Below are 13,546 nucleotides of genomic sequence, written 5' to 3'. Positions count from 1 at the left end.
CCCGCGGCCAGGGTGTTGACCACCCGGCAGAGCGGACACACCTGGCACATGGTCATCGCCGCGGCGTCCGGACGGGCGTTGTGATGGCCCTCCGGGCGCAGGCCGCAGTCGCAGCCGGCACCGCCGCCCGCGTCACCGGCCCCGCCGGGCGGTGCGGCGGCGCGGCGCCCGGATCCCGTCCAGCCGGGGCCGGCAGCCCCGGCATGACCGATATGATCGTTATTGCCGACGTGGGTGTCGTCACCAGGACGGCCGTTGTGACCGGTGTAGCCGGTATGGGTGGCATAGCCGCTGTGACCGGCGTGGCCGTCGGTGTGGCCGGTGTGGCCGGTGTGGCCGCCGGCGTGGCCGATGTGACCGCTGGCGTGTGTGGCGTTACCTTCAGTGTGGGTGGCGTGGCCGCCGGTGTGGGTGGCGTGGGCCTGGGCCGCCGGGTTCGTCAGCAGCAGGTCACGCACGGCCGCGGCGAGCAGGGCGGCCTCCTGGGCGAGCGGGCCCGGCGCTGGCATGGTCATGTACGGACCCACAGGTCCGGGTCCGGCACGAAGGAGACCACCAGCCGATCGTCGCGCAGCACCGCGCCGGTGACGTCGCACCGGCGCAGCGCGGATGGCAGGGTGAGCATCCGCCGCTGCGACCCGACCGAGACCATCAGCTCGTCCGCGCCGACGCGGGCGAGAGCGATCTCGGAACGCTCCACGAACGGCAGGGTGATCGAGATCGAGAAGCCGTTCCCGGCCCGCTCGACCCGCAGCGGGCCGATCCCGGCCCACCCGCCACCGCCGAGGACGGCGACCGGGTCGAGGGCCGAGTAGGTGCCCGCGGCAAAGGCCGCGAGCTCTTCCAGGCCGACCGGCTCACCGGCCCGGTAGGCCGCGCGCAGGACCGGGATCGGCGCGAAGGAGCGCTCGACGGCCGCTAACTGCTCACGGTGGGCGGCCGCCCAGCCGGCCCGCCAGGCATCTCCCCCGGTGGCGACGTGCACCCGGTTGGCCACCATGGCGTCCACCCCGAACCCGTACAGCGCCAGCGCGCCCACCGCGGCCCTGGTCCGGGAGGCCACGACGGTCTCGGGGGTCAGTACGAGCCGCACGCTGGAGCGCGACGGGTCGGACAGGACGTCACGGACCTCGTCCATGATCTGCTGAAGCCGCGCGGCGGCCCCGGCGAGCGGCCCGGCCACGGCGTCCGGCCAGGTGGGACGGCCCAGCCGCCACGGGCTGCCGCGCAGCAGGTGGGCGAGCCGGCCGTCGATCGGAACGACCCGGCGCAGGTACCACAGCAGTGTCTCCGGCAGGGTCAGCAGGCGCAGTAAGCGGGCGATCGGGCCGGCGTCGACCACGACGACGTCGTAGTCCCCGGACCTGATCTGGTCGAGCAGGTGCAGCAGGGCCAGCACCTCCCCGGCGCCGGGCAGCACCGTCAGTTCACCGGGCTCGATCGGGTCCGCTCCGGTGACCTCCCACAGCCGGCCCAGGGCGGCCTGTATCGTCCACCAGCGGTCCTCGAAGGCACGCTGGGTGTCCACACGCTGGGCGAACAGGCCGGCTTCGATCTCAACGGGGGCCGTGTCCAGCGGATGGTCGAGAACCGCCGCGAGGCCTCCCGCCGGGTCCGCGGACATCACCAGCGTCCGGTTACCACGCTGGGCGGCCAGCGTGGCCGTGGCCGCGGCGACCGTGGTCGTCCCGACGCCCCCTTTGCCCGCGAAGAGCACGCATCGCACGCGTGGTCAGCTCTCGAGGTGTTTCTTGAGATCCCTCAGCGCGGCGTCGACGACACCGCTTTGTACCTTGCGCCGGATCAGGCTCGGAATCTTGACCTTCAGCTCGACGGTGAGGTCGTAGGTGACCTCGGTCCGGCCGTCACCGAGGTCGCGCAGAACGTAGCTGCCGTTCTGCGCGACCAGGTTTTTCCCCTCGACGAGAGTCCAGCTCACCGAGTCGTCACCGCACCAGGTGTACTCGGTGACGAATTCCTCCTTCGCCACCACGGCGTTGACCAGGAAACGGGCCCGTCGAGGACGGCCGTCCGGGCCGGGCACGACGACCTCGGCCCGTTCCACCGGCCCTGACCAGGTCGAATATGCGCTTATATCAGCAATCGCCGCCATCACAGCCGCGGGCTTGGCATTGATCGTGGTACTGGCTCGGGCGTGCTCCGCCATTGGTGACACTGCCTCCACAACTCGCCCGGGCATACCCGACACTGCTGGCATCCCGGTTACATCCTGGCTACTGAGGCATCCAGGATCTCTCCACACGTCAGGATAATCATCCTGACCAGTCGACGAGGCTACCGGACCAGGCACGGACACGGCGGGCGCGTCCGTGGCTGGCGAGTCGTCCACAGGACATCCGCACGTCATCCGCGGGCCATCAGTAGACCGTCTGTGGAGCATCCGTGGAGCATCCGTGGAACACCGACAAATCGCCGGGAGACCGTCGACGGGCCGCCGACAGCACAGCCCGATACCCGGGCTACCAGCGCCTGCGGCCAGGCCGCCCACCACGCGAGCACCCACGGCGGGCCGCCTACCACTCGAGTACGAAAGGCGTTCCCCGGGCATTGAAATGTCCGACGTTGACGCAGCGCGTCGACCCGATGTCGAGCACATCACGATACGGCTGGTGAACATGTCCGAACAACACGTAGCGAGGCTTCACGTCGTGAATGGCCTCCAGCACCGCGACACTGCCCCGTTCGTAACGCCGGGCCACCGTGTCGTACACGAGCTCGGGCAGGTGCGGCGGGATGTGACAGCACAGGACGTCCACCGCCCCGACCGCCGCGACCTTCGCGGCATAGGTCTCGTCGTCGATCTCGTACGGGGTGCGCATGGGGGTGCGTAAACCTCCGCCGACGAAACCGAACCGCAGCCCGCCGATCTCGGTCGTCTCGCCGTCGAGCAGCGTGACGCCGTCCCGCAGATAGTCCAGGTAGAGATGTGGGAGATCGACGTTGCCATAGGTCAGGAAAGTCGGCGTGGGAAAGGCTGCGAACAACTGTTCGTACTGCCGGCGGATCGCCCGCTCGATGATCGCCTGGCGGTCGTCACCCAAGGTGGCCCACAACCCGTGGGACCATTCACGGGCTTCGTCGAAACGCTGCTCGGTCCGCAGCCGAATCATTTTCCCGACCGCCTCCGGGCCGAACAGGTCGCCCATGATCCCACGGCTGTGGTCCCGGTAGTCCACGTAGAGAAGAAGGTCCCCGAGACAGATGAGGGCGTCGGCCCCCTGCCCGGCGGCGGCAAGCGCGTCTGCGCGGCCATGAACATCACTGACCACATGGACCCTCATACCGGCCAAGCCTACGGTCACCCCGCCCGAAAAACCCGCCGTACGCAGCCCCCCGCCCGGCTCAACGGGATACCGGCCGTCCCGGGGAATCGGCGGATGGTGCCCGTGGCACGGCGGGCCCCGCGGGTTCCGCCGGTTTCACGGGGTGTATGACCGGTGCCGCGGATTCCACGAGTTCCACGGTAGGCACCGCGGCTCTCGTGGCGTCCGTGGGCTGCCCGGCGAGTTCCGCCGGTTCCGCGGCCTGCGTGCCGGGTGCCGCGAACCGCCCGGGCTGCCCGGCGGGTCCCGCTGCGCCCACGCTGGCCTCAGGCCCAGTAGAAGCAGGCTCGGTGGAAGTGGGCCCGGTGGATGCCGTGGGCTGCGGTGGAGGCGCCACCGCCGGCTCGCCGGGCGCGCGGCCCGCCTCAAGGACATCCTTGAGCACGTTGAGCTGGCGCTTGGTGTGCAGCGAGCGGCGGCGCGCCCACCGTGTCGCGGCGCGTGGACGCAGCCGGCGGGCCTCGGCCGGCCGTCCCCGGTGGGTGGCGTCCGCCCGCAGGAAGACGTGCGCGACGGCCCCGTCGCCCCACGGCTCGAGCCAGATCTCGCTGGTCCCGACCAGCGCGCCGGTCACCGTGAAGCGCAGCCCCTCGGCACCCCGGTCCTGGAAGACGGTGAGCTCGAGATCCGGCCACAGCGCGCGCCACCATGCCGGGTCGTGGACGGCCGTGGACACCACAGCCGGGTCGACGGCCAGGAAGACCTCGTCGACCAGATCGATCTGCACGGGCGAGGGACTCACGTCCGGGATCATGTCAGACGGCGGGCGCCGCTGGGCGGGACACGGCCGCGGCGGCCGGCGCGCGCGGCCGGCGCGTCGGCCGGACCACGAGGAGCGTGACACGGCGTGCGGGCCACGACATAAAACATGCCTGTCGGTAATCAGACCTGGCGCGGTCAGGCCTGTCGTGGTCATGCCTGCCGGATCACGCCTGGGCGGCGTCCGGGAGCAGCAGGTCGCGCAGCCGGGCCGCGAGGACGTCCCAGCGCCAGGCCTCCTCGACCCAGGCGCGGCCGGCCGCGCCCATGGCCCGGGCCCGGTCGGGATCGGCCAGCAGTGCGCCGACGGCATCGGTCACCGCCCGCGGGTCGCCGCCGTCGACGACGGTCCCGGTCCGGCCGTCGAGCACCGCGTCCGGCGCCCCGCCGCTGCGCCCGGCGACGACCGGCAGCCCCGTGGCCGACGCCTCCAGGTAGACGATCCCGAGGCCTTCGACCTCCAGGCCCGCCCGCCGCGTCCGGCACGGCATCGCGAAGACGTCACCGGCGGCGTAGTGGGCGGGCAGTTCCTCCCAGGGGACCGAACCGGTCATCACCACGTGCTCGGCCACCCCGGCGTCCCGGGCCAGCCGTTGCAGCGCCGGCCGGTGCGGGCCCCCGCCGACGAGCAGCAGCGCCGTCCCGGGCGCCCGGCGGCGCCAGGCCGGCAGTGCCCTGATCAGCATGTCCTGCCCCTTGCGCTCGACCAGCCTGCTCACGCACACCACGACCGGACGGTCGGCGAGGCCGTGCCGCCGGCGGATGTCGTCGCGTCCCACACCCGGCCGGAAGAACCCGGTGTCGACGCCGCCGGGCAGCCGGGCGAGGGCCGGCCGGTGGCCGAGGGCCGGCGCGAGCCGCGTCCTGGTGTAGTCGGTCAGGTAGGTGACGGCGTCGACCGTCCGCCCGATGCGGCGCAGCACCTGCCGCGGGCCCGGCAGCACCGCCCAGCCCACCTCGTGACCGTGCGTGCTCGCGACGATCCGGTCCACCCCCGGGTCGCGGCGCAGGCCGGCCGCGAGCAGGCCCAGCGGCGCGGCCGCCCCGAACCAGACGACGTCGCACTTCTCCGAACGGGCGATCGCCCGGGCCCGGCGCTGCACGTCCGGGACGGGCAGCATCAGGGTCGTCGGATGCCGCACCACGGGGAACGGCGCGGCCGCGTCGAACGCGCCCGCGCCCCGCCACGCGGGAGCGTAGACGATCACCTCCGCGGCGGGTAACCGGCTGGCGAAGTTGTACACATATGCCTGAATCCCACCGGGACGCGGCGGAAAGTCATTGCTTACGACCAGCACCCGCATCGGGCCATCCTCCAGCATCCCGCCAGAACGCCCCGACGGCAGGCAGCCCGTGACAGGAGACATCCCGACCGGAGCGGGACGGCTCCCCCAGCGACCGCAAGCGGTCAGGGGCGTAACTGTACGTCCATATATGATCTCCACTGTGCGACGAAATCGGCCTCGGTGACGCCCAGGACCGCCCGCAGCGCATCGGCCAGCCGCGCCTGCGGGTCGCCGGCGCCGGTCCCGGCCTGCCGGTAGAACCTGACCAGCCCGTCCAGGCCGGCCCGGTCCGCGATCAGCCGGCAGGCCAGCCACGCCTGCTGGTAGCGGACGGGGACGCTCCCGTCCGTCGCGGAGAACGCCGCGTCGTCGGGCAGCGCGTCCGGTAGCCGGCCCGCGCGTACCTCGGCGGCCAGTTCCGTGGCCGCCCGGGCCACCGCCAGCCGTACCCCGGCGTGGCCCACGGTCTCGGCGAGCCCCTCCACCAGCCACGTCGGGGTGCCCGCCCCGGTCACGTCCGCGCTGGCCAGGTGGGTGAACTCGTGCCGCAGCACCACCTGCCGCCCCTCGGCGCTCAGCCGGTCGTAGACCTCCGGATCGACGATCACACGACCAGCACCCGGCCCGTCATCCCCGCTCCCGCCGCCGGCACCATGGCCGGTGCCACTGCCGACGCCACTGCCGGTACCACTACTGATACCACCTCCGGTGCCACTACTGGTACCACTGCCGGTGCCGCCATCGGGCAACGCTCCGGAAGGGCATCCACCCGATGGGCACCCCGGCGGCGGAGCACCGCCCCCGATGCCATCGGACGACGGCCCGGGAGCACCGGCTCCCCCGGCCTTCCACGGGAGCACCGCGACCGCGGCCTCACCGCCTGCCCGCCCCGACGCGGCACGGAAGCCTGCGCCGTCCGCGGGAACCTCCACCACGACCCGGTCGGCCCACGGCCCGTCCCAGACACCGCGCACATAACGCAGCGCCTCGTCGGCGTCACGGCGCACCTGGTCCAGCCGCGACGACGGCGCGCCCCCGACGACCAGCAAACGCCCGGCCGGCTGCCCAGCCGCCCCCTGCCCAGCCAGGCCCCGACCGGCCGGGCGCGGCACGGGCTGTGGCCGGGCCGCACCCGCCGCGTCCCCGAGAACGGCATTTCCCCGACCGGCAACTGCCTGACCGTCACGCTCCTGACCTGCCTGGCCGGTGACAGCTGGCACCATCCCGACGGCGGCCGCCACGCAGACAGCCACCATCACCACCAGCACGCGCCGCCGGAGCCACCGCCCGGCCCGGCTCACCCGGCCGGCCCGGCCGTGACGCGCCGCCGCGGGGGAAGGATGTGGGCTAACCGGTCCGGCGGGCGCGTTCACGGGGGCCGTTCACGGGACGGGGCAACGGCAGCACCTGCGCCATCGGCACCGGCGCCGCGCTCTCGGCGTTCCCGGCGTCCTCGGCGTCCTCGGCGTTCCTGGTCTCCCTGGCCTTCCTGGGCGTCGCGGACGCCACCGGGGGGACGAACCGGGAGCGTGGGATCAGGCCACCGGCGGCGAGAGCGTCCACGGCCCGCTGCTCGTTGTCGTCCCAGTCGACGACACCGCCGGCGGGCTCCAGCAGAACACGCACCACGCAGTCCCCACACGCGGCCCCGCGCACCACGCAGGTGCCACAGTCGATCAGCATCGTCTCCGCCTCCCCGGCCGGAACCGGCCGCCTCGAGCCGACCCGAACGGTCATGACATGACCGCCACGGGTGACGCGATCGCGTCGGGACCCACCGTAGGCACCAGGTCCGACAACTTTTCCGCCCCGACACCCCCAGCGGTCCACCGGACAGCGCGACGACCAGACCGAAAGCATGAATCAGGAATGATGCCGAGGCCGCCAGAGGAAGGATGCCGGGACCAGCAGGAGAACCCAGCACAGCCCGGACGAAGAACGAGACCTGGCCACCCAGCCCCTGACCCCACCAGAAAGCCCAGGCTTGACGCCGCTACAGCCGAGCAAGGTCGATCTTGACGGGGAAAGGCGCGACGGCGTCAACGACACCCGTGAAGACCTCATCGTCACGGTATGCCCTGGTCGCCGGATCGATGACGTAGGTGCGGACGACCGGGACGCCCGCGGGGGGCTGCTCGACCCGCCAGTAGTACGAGATCCCGGCCCGTGCGTACTGCTCGGCCTTGACGACCCGGTCGGTCGTCTCCGAGCCCGGTGAGACGACCTCGACGACAAGCAGGATGTGCTCGGAACGGGCCGGCATGATGTCGATCGTGTCGGCGCGGTACACGACGACGTCCGGGCGCCGGTTCGTCAGCGGCACCTCCTGTAGCCGAACATCGAAGCCGAAATCCGCGTTCCAGCCCGGCCCGGCAGCTGCCTCCAGCGCGACCGCAAGAATCTTGACCAGCCGGTTGTGGCGCTTGGACGCACGAGGGCTCACGACGACCGTCCCGTCCACGATCTCGATGCCCGCGCACTGCTCCTCGGACCAGGAGTCGTACTGCTCCACCGTGATCTGCTGGTGCATCCAGGCGGGAGCAATCATCTCCGTGGCGATGGCACACCTCCTCCAGGCGACCCGACGGCCTGATCCTCCCGAGCCAGCGTAACGCCGCCGTCTCGGGTAGCCGGACCGGTCCTCAACGATCATTGCCCACGGATGGAACGATCTCGGACACGCTCTTCGTCCGCCACTAACGATCTCGATGGCGTATCGCAGGCACTGTAGGTAAAATGCAGGCATGACTGCGATCACTATCCGCGACGTCTCCGAGTCCACCCTCGAAGCGTTGAAAATCAAGGCAGCGAAGGGGGGACGCAGCCTACAGACGTACCTGCTCGACCTGGTCACGCGCGACGCACGGACGCCGTCCCTGGCGGACATGATGACCCGCCTCGACCGCGAGACACGGTCCGACGTCAGCACCTCGGACATCCTTGCCGCGATCGACGACGGCAGGCAACGCCGTTGAGCGATGTAGCGGCCGTGATCGACTGTTCGGCGCTGGTACGGACGCTGACAGACCAGGGTGCGGGTGGAGCCGCCGTACGCCGCCGGCTCGCCAGCCTCGAGTCGCTCGCGGCACCTGGCCTGCTCGACTACGAAGTGGTCTCGGCGCTGTTCGGGATGCTTCGAGGCAACAAGATCACCGAACGAGAGACGACGAAGGCCGTCGCCGATTACCAGATACTGCCGCTCGTGCGGCACGAGACACTGATCCTCTGGCGGCGGGTCCGCGAACTGCATCACAACCTCAGCGCGTACGACGCGCAGTACGTGGCCCTCGCCGAGGCGCTGGGACTTCCCCTGATCACCAGCGACGCCCGCATCGCGCGCAGCGGCGCGGCCACATGCGCTGTCGAGCTCTTCGCCTGACGTTGCGTCAGAACGGTCATCAGGCTGTGCGTGGACTGCCGCGTGCCGTCAGCAGGCGCTCGCCGAAGGCCGTCGCCTGAAGTACCACCCGGCCTCAGCCGAGGAGGCTGGCGAGCATGGGCGCCGGGACGGCCCTGACCGGGTGGTCGAGGTCGAGGATGGATTTGGTGGCGAGGATGCCGTGGCCGTACCTGGCGTCGATGCGGCGGGCTTCGGCGCGCCAGCCGGTGTCGATCCACTTGGATTCGATGGGGGTGGTCGCCATGGGGCCGGCGGTGCCGGGGATACGGACAGGGCTGAGGTCGATCTCGCCACCGGAGCCGGTGCGGGCATAGCCGATGGTGTCGTCGGCGATCCAGCGTCCTTCGTCGTGCTGGTCGACGGCACGGGCGAGGGCGACGGCGAGGGCCATCTCGCTCAGTGCGGGGAACTCCGGGCGGGGCAGGCCGGGGCTGGTCAGTGCCGGCAGCCAGGCGAGGAGCGGGTCGGTGAGATACAGCTTGTGCCGGGTCCCGGCGACGGCCCGGCCGTCGTCGGTGCGCTGGCGGCAGCGCAGGGCGGCGTGTGAGTTGACCAGGCGGATGATGCGGCGTTCGAACAGGTCGCGGTTGGGGTAGCCGAGTTCGGCGGCGGTGGCGGTGAGGTTCAGCGGGCTGGTCATGCGCGCGGCGATTCCGGTGAGCAGGAGCGGGACGGAGTCGGTGGACGCCTCTGGATCGACGTCCGCGCGCAGCCAGGCGAGCAGGTCGCGCAGGTAGGTGGGGCTGACGGCGCCGGCGCGGTGGTGCTCGGCGACCGCGCGGGGGAAACCGCCGCAGGTCAGGTAGTCCTGCCAGGCGAGGTCGAAGTCGTCGACGCTGAACGCGAGGGCGGACAGCGCGCCGGCCGCCGATGTGCTGTCGAGCTCACCGGGATGGCTGACCGGTGGGAGAGGCAGCCGGGGGTGGGTGGCGGTGAGGTAGTCACGGAAACCCATCGGGAGGAGTTGGCGGATGCGGTGCCCGGCCCCGGAACCGGCCCGGCCGCGCAGGACGCGGTTGGCGCGAGCCCACGCCGTCGGGTCCGTACCGGCTGCCGCGCTTGCCCACCACGGGTTCGCATCGGCGAGGACGCGGCGCAGCTCGTCGTCTCGCATGGACCGCGGCTACCTGCCGGCACCACAGAAGGTAGGGGTTTTCGCCCTTGTCTCACCACAGAAGGTAGGGGGTTCTGCTAGATGGCACACCACAGAAGTGGGGAGGTAGACACGACTTTCCGTAGCCGGAACTGTCGAAGGCTGGCATAGAGGACCTCGTCGAACAGACTCGAGACCACGGCGATGCCCAGCTCGACGAACTGGGCCTTGTCCGCTTCGCCGCCGCGTGGCCGCTCGGATCACCAGACAGGAACCGTTGGTGGTGGCGACAAGACCGCGAACGGCACCTGGGCGCCACCCATGCGGCCACGAATCCGCCAGACGCGGCACAGTTAACAAAATAACTACCGGAAGACAATGGACGACACCCTGTGCGATGTGCGCCGCTGGCGCGCCTACGGGCCGGTAGGCACCCTGGGTGCTTTCAGGTGATCTACGGCCGCGTTGCGCTGACGCCTGCGGTATTCGAGCAGGTCGTCGAGCCGGACCTCGCGGTGGCGGCTCGGTTTCTCGAACGGAATGACGCCGCTCTCCAACAGCCGGACCAGCGTGGTGCGCGAGATGCCCAGCAGGTCTGCCGCCTCCTGAGCAGACAGCGTCAGGCTGGGTCAGACCAACACGGGCAGGTCTGTTGACAGCCTGTTCCCACCACGCGTGCGCCCGCGAGTGCTGCGGGAAGCCTGAGATGACCGTGCAAAGCAGCAGATTGACGTCGAGGACGATCACGAGGCTGCCGCACATTATCCATGATCTACTCGTCCTCCAGTTCGTCGGCGAGCCGGTTGAAACCAGACGGATCGAATCCCGGCCGTACAGCCGACTCGTGCGGTGTCAGACGGTATGGCTCCTGTCTGGCATCGGGCGGCGCCAAGGCGCGCCACAACGCGTCGTTGACGATCTGCTTCATGGGGCGACGCTCGCGGTGGACAGCCTCCTCGATCAGCCGGGCGACGTCATCATCGATGGTCAAGGTGGTCCGCATACAAGACATCATGCTTGCCAACCAAGGACCCGGTGAACGCGACAGACTCGTTTGAAATCGTCGGGCGACACAAGAAGATCTGCACGGCACGCCTCAACCGGCGTGGTAGATGCGGAAGCTGTCATCACGTGCTCGACTTTCACACTTTCCTTGATCGCTGGCGGCTGTCGGCGAAGGCGCATTGATTGCACTCATCGAGTTGGGTGGATGTTTCCGCCAGTGGCACGGCTCGATGTCGATGTCGATGTCGATGTCGTCGAACGTACGTTCCGTGAACCTGGCGAGACCACGCCCCCGGCGAATCCCGTGGCCACCGCTGTCGCCTACGCCGCGGAACGAGGGGTGACGCGAACGTCGAGGTCAGCGTCGAGAGCCTCGGCCAGCCGCCCCAGCACGGGGAGTGCGGGTACCGTCCCGCCGGCCTCGAACCGGGCCACCGCCGACTGGGTCATACCTGCCGTCCGAGCCAGCTCAGCCTGGCTCCAGGCACGCCGCAGGCGCAGCTCCCGCACCGCTCGGCCCAGCTCGAACGCCAGCCTGGCCGCCTGGTACGCCTCCCGCGCGCCCGGCTCGCCCATCCGCCGTTCCCTCAGCTCCGCCCAGTCCGCCCGCTCAGCCACCGCCGTCCTCTGAAGTTGACCGGCATGCCGGCCGAGACCGGACAGCTTGACCGCCGGACGCGCGAACCGTCACCTGTCCCAGGTCGGCAACGGTTACCGGCCTTTGTGCCACGCTACCGGTCGTTGGCGTCAGGTCAGGCGGTACTCCCGATCGCCGAAGTCAGCGACGATGCGGAGCTTGCCGCCGAGGGCACTGACGTAGGCACGCAGGGTAGAGATGGTGACGCTGTCGAGTTCGCCCCGTTCGAGGGCGGAGACGCGCGGCTGGGAGACCCCCATCGCGGCGGCGAGGTCGGACTGGGTGCGGTCCTGCTCGGCACGGACCTGGGCGAGATGCCACGCCCGGATGTGATCTTCGGCGACCTCACGTGCCCGGGTCATGTCGGCGTCGTCGAGGCCGAGTTCAGCGAGCAGTTCGCCGGTGTCCTCGTAGGTGTGCCAGCCGGCGGCGGTTCGTCCGCTCATCGTCGATCAGCCTCCCTCTTCCAGCGCTACCAGATGTTCGGCGTGGCGTGCCTCGGCGAGCGGGACCGCCACCTCGTACCACCCCTGCCGGTTGCCGGACTTGTCTCCGACGGGGAACGCTGTCTCCGATCTACTGCCAGCGCCGACGCCTACCGGCCGCTAAGATCCCGAACGGCCCGTAGGGTGGTAAACGGTGCGCCGTCCCCTTCCGCCCTGCTGAGTGATCATTCCGCGCTCGCGCAGGCCGCGGAGGATCTTGCGCACATACTGCGCGGTTACATCGAGCTCGGCGGCCAGGTCGTTGGCGGTCTCGATGCCGTTGTTGACGGCATCGAGGACCCGCTGTTCGACGTGGGTGAGCACCGGCCGTGCCTGAGCCTGAGCCTGAGCCTGATGAAGGACCACGGTGAATCGGATGCCGTTGTCAACGTAGTGCGCCGGCGGGAGGCCCTGGGTGGCGAGTGCCTCCGTGACCGCGGGGATGCCGGTCGCGAGGGCCTCGATAACCCGCGCTCCGGTACTCGGGGACCGCACATACTGGCAGATATCGACGAGGCGTGCGTTGCGCGCTGAGGTCACATAGTCGCGGCCCAGCCGGTCAACGGTGATTCCATACAGCCCCCCGGGGTTCGACACGACGAGGCGGTGGTGTGCCGGACGCTGAGTGGGGACGCTGGGCCCCGGCATGTCGAGAGCATGCGAGCCCGGTTGGAACGGCTGGTGGAACGGGGTGTTCTCACCGAGCCCGATACCGGCTTGTTCGTCCTGCCCCAGCCCGCTCCACCGACCACCCCAAAGATCAACTCAAGCTGAGGCTCGGCGACAACGAGTAGAACGCCCCCTAAAAGGCTGAATGTCAGGAGAGAGTGCCGCGTGGTGCGATCCACGCGTGCGGCTGCCCGGTGGTGGCCGCGATGTGCTCGAAGTCGGCGTCGTAGTGCAGGATGACCGCACGATGATGTTCGGCCACCGCGGCGGTAAGCAGATCGATCACTCCAGCGGCACGGTGGTGGCCCCGGGCGGCCATCCGGACCTGGACATCACGTGCCCGCTCGGCGACAGCCTCGCTGATCGGCAGCGTCACGTAGAGAGTCCTGCGTCGCTCGGCGATCGTACGTACATCGATGAGGTCACGGCCGGAGTAGCCGGCCTCCAGGTCGACAGTCACACAGGTGGCCGCGGCCCGGTCGGCGATGAGCCCGGCGATGACGTTGCGGACCGCCGGGTGGCCGGTCCGCGCGTGTGCCGACGTGTCGATCAGATAGAGCTGGCCGGAACCGACCGGGAGGGTCACCGACGAGCCTGCCGCATGATCTCCGGATCCGCGATGTCCGGACCGACCCCGAGGGCATACGGGTCGTCAAGCAACTGCTCGATGCGGCGGCGGCGGTTGGCCACAAACGCGAGCGCGGCGTTGACGGTGTCCTTCTTCGTCGTGGTGCCCAGCTCTTTGGCAGCCAGCACCAGCATGGCATCGTCCAGATCGATCATCGTTTTCATATATCCGATCGTATAGCACGAGCAATACGATCAACAATACTGGATCGCTATGACGATCATGACTTACGACGTCTCT

The 13,546-nt window shown here is 70.2% G+C and carries 18 protein-coding genes and 1 pseudogene; 2 read left to right on the top strand and 17 right to left on the bottom strand.

Translation table 11 applies throughout. From position 1 onward, the window contains the following. The 9 genes and pseudogenes from AC5LSR_RS12530 to AC5LSR_RS12490 form a co-directional block, all read right to left on the bottom strand. Positions 1-515, bottom strand: a pseudogene (locus tag AC5LSR_RS12530) (hypothetical protein); the annotation flags it as partial. Next, positions 512-1,726 (bottom strand): ArsA family ATPase, encoded by a 1,215-nt coding sequence (locus AC5LSR_RS12525; protein ID WP_250291981.1) that lies wholly within the window; start codon positions 1,724-1,726, stop codon positions 512-514. The gene AC5LSR_RS12525 and the pseudogene AC5LSR_RS12530, both read right to left, overlap by 4 nt. A gap of 6 nt (positions 1,727-1,732) precedes the next feature. Then, complete coding sequence (locus tag AC5LSR_RS12520) at positions 1,733-2,167, bottom strand: SRPBCC family protein (protein ID WP_250281644.1); 435 nt, start codon at positions 2,165-2,167, stop codon at positions 1,733-1,735. Between the two features lie 367 nt (positions 2,168-2,534). Then, positions 2,535-3,302, bottom strand: a complete 768-nt coding sequence (locus AC5LSR_RS12515; RefSeq protein WP_250291983.1) for a metallophosphoesterase family protein — start codon at positions 3,300-3,302, stop codon at positions 2,535-2,537. Between the two features lie 61 nt (positions 3,303-3,363). Further along, positions 3,364-4,086: a hypothetical protein gene (locus AC5LSR_RS12510; RefSeq protein WP_250291985.1), complete on the bottom strand. Its 723-nt coding sequence runs from the start codon at positions 4,084-4,086 to the stop codon at positions 3,364-3,366. Positions 4,087-4,270: 184 nt separating this feature from the next. Further along, positions 4,271-5,407, bottom strand: a complete 1,137-nt coding sequence (locus AC5LSR_RS12505) for a glycosyltransferase family 4 protein (RefSeq protein WP_250291988.1) — start codon at positions 5,405-5,407, stop codon at positions 4,271-4,273. 104 nt (positions 5,408-5,511) lie between these two features. Next, positions 5,512-6,438: a hypothetical protein gene (locus AC5LSR_RS12500; protein WP_250281652.1), complete on the bottom strand. Its 927-nt coding sequence runs from the start codon at positions 6,436-6,438 to the stop codon at positions 5,512-5,514. Between the two features lie 298 nt (positions 6,439-6,736). Beyond that, positions 6,737-7,072 carry a hypothetical protein gene (locus AC5LSR_RS12495; RefSeq protein ID WP_493468481.1) on the bottom strand — a complete coding sequence of 112 codons (336 nt, stop codon included), beginning with the start codon at positions 7,070-7,072 and terminating at the stop codon, positions 6,737-6,739. Positions 7,073-7,382: 310 nt separating this feature from the next. Next, complete coding sequence (locus AC5LSR_RS12490; protein WP_493464602.1) at positions 7,383-7,937, bottom strand: Uma2 family endonuclease; 555 nt, start codon at positions 7,935-7,937, stop codon at positions 7,383-7,385. A 196-nt stretch (positions 7,938-8,133) separates the two neighbouring features. On the opposite strand from AC5LSR_RS12490, the gene AC5LSR_RS12485 reads away from it, so the two are divergent. Both AC5LSR_RS12485 and AC5LSR_RS12480 read left to right on the top strand, forming a co-directional pair. After that, positions 8,134-8,364 carry a FitA-like ribbon-helix-helix domain-containing protein gene (locus AC5LSR_RS12485; protein WP_250291996.1) on the top strand — a complete coding sequence of 77 codons (231 nt, stop codon included), beginning with the start codon at positions 8,134-8,136 and terminating at the stop codon, positions 8,362-8,364. After that, positions 8,361-8,768 carry a type II toxin-antitoxin system VapC family toxin gene (locus AC5LSR_RS12480; RefSeq protein ID WP_250281657.1) on the top strand — a complete coding sequence of 136 codons (408 nt, stop codon included), beginning with the start codon at positions 8,361-8,363 and terminating at the stop codon, positions 8,766-8,768. Before AC5LSR_RS12485 ends, AC5LSR_RS12480 begins: the two co-directional genes overlap by 4 nt. Before the next feature lie 94 nt (positions 8,769-8,862). Here the strand turns inward: AC5LSR_RS12480 and AC5LSR_RS12475 are convergent, their stop codons facing one another. The 8 genes from AC5LSR_RS12475 to AC5LSR_RS12440 form a co-directional block, all read right to left on the bottom strand. After that, complete coding sequence (locus AC5LSR_RS12475) at positions 8,863-9,903, bottom strand: ATP-binding protein (protein WP_493464603.1); 1,041 nt, start codon at positions 9,901-9,903, stop codon at positions 8,863-8,865. A 395-nt stretch (positions 9,904-10,298) separates the two neighbouring features. Beyond that, on the bottom strand, positions 10,299-10,499 hold the full coding sequence (locus AC5LSR_RS12470; protein WP_493468485.1) for a helix-turn-helix domain-containing protein: 201 nt from the start codon (positions 10,497-10,499) through the stop codon (positions 10,299-10,301). A gap of 155 nt (positions 10,500-10,654) precedes the next feature. Next, complete coding sequence (locus tag AC5LSR_RS12465) at positions 10,655-10,885, bottom strand: hypothetical protein (RefSeq protein ID WP_250291999.1); 231 nt, start codon at positions 10,883-10,885, stop codon at positions 10,655-10,657. 323 nt (positions 10,886-11,208) lie between these two features. Next, positions 11,209-11,505 carry a helix-turn-helix domain-containing protein gene (locus AC5LSR_RS12460; protein WP_250281663.1) on the bottom strand — a complete coding sequence of 99 codons (297 nt, stop codon included), beginning with the start codon at positions 11,503-11,505 and terminating at the stop codon, positions 11,209-11,211. Between the two features lie 129 nt (positions 11,506-11,634). Beyond that, positions 11,635-11,970 (bottom strand): XRE family transcriptional regulator, encoded by a 336-nt coding sequence (locus AC5LSR_RS12455; RefSeq protein ID WP_493464605.1) that lies wholly within the window; start codon positions 11,968-11,970, stop codon positions 11,635-11,637. Positions 11,971-12,129: 159 nt separating this feature from the next. Beyond that, positions 12,130-12,657, bottom strand: coding sequence for an ATP-binding protein (locus tag AC5LSR_RS12450; protein ID WP_250292003.1), 528 nt, complete (start codon positions 12,655-12,657; stop codon positions 12,130-12,132). Positions 12,658-12,826: 169 nt separating this feature from the next. Beyond that, complete coding sequence (locus AC5LSR_RS12445) at positions 12,827-13,264, bottom strand: PIN domain-containing protein (RefSeq protein WP_250292004.1); 438 nt, start codon at positions 13,262-13,264, stop codon at positions 12,827-12,829. Further along, positions 13,261-13,470, bottom strand: a complete 210-nt coding sequence (locus AC5LSR_RS12440; protein WP_250281671.1) for a type II toxin-antitoxin system VapB family antitoxin — start codon at positions 13,468-13,470, stop codon at positions 13,261-13,263. Before AC5LSR_RS12440 ends, AC5LSR_RS12445 begins: the two co-directional genes overlap by 4 nt. Between the last annotated feature and the right edge of the window lie 76 nt (positions 13,471-13,546).

Source organism: Protofrankia sp. CiP1_Cm_nod4, assembly GCF_982290645.1.
This window is presented reverse-complemented; position numbering and strand designations above follow the sequence as displayed.

Bases quoted from the DNA above. Each gene is read 5' to 3' on its own strand.
- AC5LSR_RS12505 (WP_250291988.1), bottom strand. From the start codon at position 5,407: ATGCGGGTGCTGGTCGTAAGCAATGACTTTCCGCCGCGTCCCGGTGGG.
- AC5LSR_RS12455 (WP_493464605.1), bottom strand. From the start codon at position 11,970: ATGAGCGGACGAACCGCCGCCGGCTGGCACACCTACGAGGACACCGGC.
- AC5LSR_RS12490 (WP_493464602.1), bottom strand. From the start codon at position 7,937: ATGATTGCTCCCGCCTGGATGCACCAGCAGATCACGGTGGAGCAGTAC.
- AC5LSR_RS12450 (WP_250292003.1), bottom strand. From the start codon at position 12,657: ATGCCGGGGCCCAGCGTCCCCACTCAGCGTCCGGCACACCACCGCCTC.
- AC5LSR_RS12495 (WP_493468481.1), bottom strand. From the start codon at position 7,072: ATGCTGATCGACTGTGGCACCTGCGTGGTGCGCGGGGCCGCGTGTGGG.
- AC5LSR_RS12520 (WP_250281644.1), bottom strand. From the start codon at position 2,167: ATGGCGGAGCACGCCCGAGCCAGTACCACGATCAATGCCAAGCCCGCG.
- AC5LSR_RS12475 (WP_493464603.1), bottom strand. From the start codon at position 9,903: ATGCGAGACGACGAGCTGCGCCGCGTCCTCGCCGATGCGAACCCGTGG.
- AC5LSR_RS12440 (WP_250281671.1), bottom strand. From the start codon at position 13,470: ATGAAAACGATGATCGATCTGGACGATGCCATGCTGGTGCTGGCTGCC.
- AC5LSR_RS12465 (WP_250291999.1), bottom strand. From the start codon at position 10,885: ATGCGGACCACCTTGACCATCGATGATGACGTCGCCCGGCTGATCGAG.
- AC5LSR_RS12515 (WP_250291983.1), bottom strand. From the start codon at position 3,302: ATGAGGGTCCATGTGGTCAGTGATGTTCATGGCCGCGCAGACGCGCTT.
- AC5LSR_RS12485 (WP_250291996.1), top strand. From the start codon at position 8,134: ATGACTGCGATCACTATCCGCGACGTCTCCGAGTCCACCCTCGAAGCG.